The organism is Candidatus Magnetobacterium casense (assembly GCF_019173545.1).
Taxonomy (GTDB): domain Bacteria; phylum Nitrospirota; class Thermodesulfovibrionia; order Thermodesulfovibrionales; family Magnetobacteriaceae; genus Magnetobacterium; species Magnetobacterium cryptolimnobacter.
Window position 1 is genome coordinate 1 of the sequence record NZ_JABXWD010000334.1, and the last position, 3728, is coordinate 3728.

Here is a 3728-nt window from a genome sequence, read left to right on the forward strand (position 1 = left end):
AACCCCCCGCAAGGGGAGGGGCGAGGCGCAATCTTGTCGCAGCGGGGGGTTGGCAACCCCTGGCTGAAAGTCGCACCCGCCCCGGCCACGAAGAAGTCCCCTTGACCCCGTAAATGACTGGTTTGATATGAACAGTGTATCTTAATACTACCATGCTTTTTTAAGAGGATACGCTAATGTTTCTTTTTGTTGTACCGGAGATTCTTAAACGGCATTATAAGCCTGACCGCCCGGTCCGAGACGAGATAGTCCAGCGCCCAGTTAAGGGTGACAATCATACGGTTTCTGAACCCTATGAGACTCAACAGATGCACCACCAGCCACACCAGCCATGCAATAAAACCCGTAAAAACCCTCTCTCCCAGACGCACCACGGCAGCATTGCGACCAATCGTGACCATTGCCCCCACGTCCTTAAATGTAAATGGCAGCGGACTCTGCTCGTTAAGCCTCAGGAGGATGTTTTTGGCGGCATGTATACCCTCCTGGATGGCAACCGGCGCCGTCATGGGCAACATCGGCCTGCCATCGTCAACAGAGGACATGTCCCCGATGATATAGACGTTGGGGTGGTCTTCCAGTTGGAGTGTGGGGTTGACGCTAATGCGTCCGTATCGCCCTGTTGGCAATCCCCAGTCAGAGTTGATGGCAGCCGTGACGCCTGCCGTCCACAGGACGGTCTCTGCTGGCACTACACCCTTTTCCTTGAGATGAACCGTGTGTCGGGTGATATGACTGACCATCGTTTGCAGCATGACGACCACTCCCATTGAGCGTAACCTGTTGAGGGCGTACAGTCGCTGTTTTTGAGGAAACCCAAGTAGTATCGAGTTGGCGGCTTCAATGAGTATGACGCGTGCACAGCTCAAGTCAAGGTGGGGATAATCCTTCTTTAGGGGGCCATTGATCAGCTCGGCAAGGGCCCCGGCAAACTCCACTCCCGTGGGGCCGCCTCCAACTATAACAAACGTCATAAGGTGCTGTCTTAGCTCCTCATCCGTCTCCACGGAGGCCATCTCAAAGCAGCTCAATATATGATTTCTGATATCTACTGCATGGTCGAGCGTTTTTAACTGAAAAGCAAACTTCTCTGCCCCTGTGGTTCCAAAAAACTGTGTCTTACTGCCCACGGCCAGGATCAGATAGTCATAGGCAATGTTAAGCCCCTCACACATGACAAGTCTCTTGGCAAAATCAATGCCAGTGACATCGGCCATAACAAAGCTGGTGTTAGGCATTTTCCTTATGATTGTTCTCAGCGGATAGGCTATATCCTCCGGCTCAAGCTCTGCCGCCGCCACCTGATACAACAGAGGCAGGAATGTGTGGTAGTTGTTTCTGTCTATCAGCGTCACATCAACCGGTGCATCCTTGAGTGTACGTAACGCCCACAGCCCGCCAAACCCACCACCCACGATCACTACCCTTGGTCTCATACTGCCCATTTTACCTTATGTATCTCCTTTGATGCCTGTCGGCAATTATAAACCACTTTGACTGGATTATATCACATCTGTCATGTTTTTATAAATACTCCCAAGACCACCCCAAAAGGAGACCTGTCCACTTGACCCAATCATATTTAATCCTATAATCACATAAATATTGTATCCTCTTTAAAAAGCAGGGTAGTTTTTATAGCACGTTTCGATTGGGTTAAATACAATATCCACAGTGCCTGAACCATCCTGATATACTGAAATGACACATGTTTTTTCAGGCATGATAATTGAGTGTGAAATAATGGGGTCAAGGGGACTTCTTCGTGGCCGGGGCGGGTGCGACAATTGAGCCAGGGGCGGCTCGCCCCCCGCTGCGACAAGATTGCGCCTCGCCCCTCCCCTTGCGGGGGGTTCTGAAGGGGGGCGGAGGGCATGGGATACCCCTGCCACAAACCGCCCCTTTCTTTCTTGTATGCAAGCAATTTTGATACCCGAAAAAACTCGAATCCGATCAGTATATATTTTTTTAAAGGGGTCTTTTGATTCCTTGTCGCTTGATCATGTGGAAGTGCGCCCACAGGAGTACCGACATTGCCGCAGGCAACCACAGGACATGGATGCTGTAAAACCTGCTCAACGTGGCCTGACTGACATCAACCCCTCCGCGGACAAGGTTTAGCAGAAACGGACCAACCACCGGAACCGTGCCGGCCATCGAGGTACCAACTTCTGTGGCCCAATAGGCCTTCTGGTCCCAGGGCAACAGGTATCCCGTGAAGCCGGAGGCAAAGGACAACACCAACGCCATGGTCCCCACGATCCAGTTTAACTCCCTGGGGGGTCTGTAGGCCTTGCTGTAAAAGACCCTCAGCGTGTGCGCCAGGATGCACAGGATCAGAAACGTGGCCGACCACTTGTGCAGTGAGCGTATGAACCATCCGAGGTTGACCTCCCGCTGCAGGTGCAGGATGCTGTCATAGGCCTCCGTCTCAGAGGGGATGTAGTACATGGATAGCAACAGCCCCGTGGCAAACAATACCAGATAAAAACAGAACGCCGCCCCGCCCAAACAGTACAGGTAGGAAAGGCCGGGCGGTATGCGTCGCTGCAAGAAACGCTTATGAGGCGCCTTTACGTGAAACTTGTCATCTATCCAATCAAAGCCCCTGCCCACGTCAAACCTTTAATCCTATGTAGACCTTCCCCTGGTCCACTCTCATTGGCAGGCGGGTCAACGCCCGAAGAGGCGGCCCTCCGATGACGTTTCCCTCGACATCATATCTGCCCCCGTGACAGGGACAGATAAAGGCATTTTTGTGTCTGCTGAAGGTGACCAGACAACCCAGGTGCGTACACACGGGGGAGAGGGCAAAACGCTTATCCGCATGTGCCACGATAAACACGGCGGCACGACGACCCTTGGCGTCGAGTTCGATATCCAGACGCCGTACCCCCCGCCGGGGCAGCTCCTCCTCGCTCAGACACTCATACATGGTTATCTCCTTCTGTCTTACCCTGGCAGGGTATATGAACAACGCCGCAAGAGACGAGGATATGAGAGCCGTTGAAACAAGGACGGCCTTTACAACCCTCCGGAGGAAGTCACGTCGTTTCATGTGCAGGTGGTTGGGTTGACCTTAGGCGTTGATTAACTCGCGCAGTTCCTTGCCCATTTTGAAGTGCAGGACCTTTTTGGCCGGGACTTCGACTATTTCGCCGGTTTTTGGGTTTCGTGCCTTACGCGGGGCCCTGTCTTTGAGGCGAAAGTTGCCAAATCCACGGATTTCAACCTTGTCCCCACTGTCAAGGGCATCCATGATGCACCGGAAAAATGCCTCTATCACAAATTCCGTTTGTGTCTTGGTTAATCCCGGTGATCTTTCCATAACCACGGTGATCAGCTCTGATTTGGTCATTGAGTTTCTCCAATCTTGCGGGAATTCAAAGCATCATCCTGTAGTTGATCCTCAGATATGTACGATTTACGGGCAACAGATCTCCGAACTTGTTGGACAACAGCTCGTTCAGAGAGAAGTCATCCTTTTTTGTAACAACCTGAGGTTCCCCTTTGATACCGACCATATCGGCGGCCTCTCTGATGGCATCCTGGAGGGTACCGATTTTGTCTATGAGGCCGAGTTCGAGGGCCTGTTTACCGGTAAATATGCGGCCATCGGCAATGCCCCTGACCCTGTCAAAGGGCATCTTTCGGCCCTCCGCCACCGCCTCTATGAACTGCCCGTGGATGTCATCGAGTACGCCCTGGAGTATCTCACGCTCCTCCTT

The 3728-nt window shown here is 52.4% G+C and carries 5 protein-coding genes; all 5 read right to left on the bottom strand.

Features of this window, described 5'->3' with window-relative positions:
* Positions 1-173: 173 nt before the first annotated feature.
* Positions 174-1445, bottom strand: a complete 1272-nt coding sequence (locus HWQ67_RS14315) for an NAD(P)/FAD-dependent oxidoreductase (RefSeq protein ID WP_218253368.1) — start codon at positions 1443-1445, stop codon at positions 174-176.
* A 523-nt stretch (positions 1446-1968) separates the two neighbouring features.
* Positions 1969-2616 carry a cytochrome b N-terminal domain-containing protein gene (locus HWQ67_RS14320; protein WP_218253369.1) on the bottom strand — a complete coding sequence of 216 codons (648 nt, stop codon included), beginning with the start codon at positions 2614-2616 and terminating at the stop codon, positions 1969-1971.
* 1 nt (position 2617) lies between these two features.
* Positions 2618-3058 (bottom strand): ubiquinol-cytochrome c reductase iron-sulfur subunit, encoded by a 441-nt coding sequence (locus HWQ67_RS14325; protein ID WP_218253370.1) that lies wholly within the window; start codon positions 3056-3058, stop codon positions 2618-2620.
* A gap of 21 nt (positions 3059-3079) precedes the next feature.
* The gene (locus HWQ67_RS14330; protein WP_218253371.1) at positions 3080-3358 is read right to left on the bottom strand and encodes an HU family DNA-binding protein; all 279 of its coding nucleotides are present in this window, start codon (positions 3356-3358) and stop codon (positions 3080-3082) included.
* Between the two features lie 25 nt (positions 3359-3383).
* Positions 3384-3728: S49 family peptidase (locus tag HWQ67_RS14335; RefSeq protein WP_218253372.1), on the bottom strand; the 345-nt coding region annotated here is incomplete at its 5' end.

What these genes read in the sequence shown, in the direction of transcription:
- HWQ67_RS14330 (WP_218253371.1), bottom strand. Translation starts at nt 3,358, where the DNA reads ATGACCAAATCAGAGCTGATCACCGTGGTTATGGAAAGATCACCGGGA.
- HWQ67_RS14315 (WP_218253368.1), bottom strand. Translation starts at nt 1,445, where the DNA reads ATGGGCAGTATGAGACCAAGGGTAGTGATCGTGGGTGGTGGGTTTGGC.
- HWQ67_RS14325 (WP_218253370.1), bottom strand. Translation starts at nt 3,058, where the DNA reads ATGAAACGACGTGACTTCCTCCGGAGGGTTGTAAAGGCCGTCCTTGTT.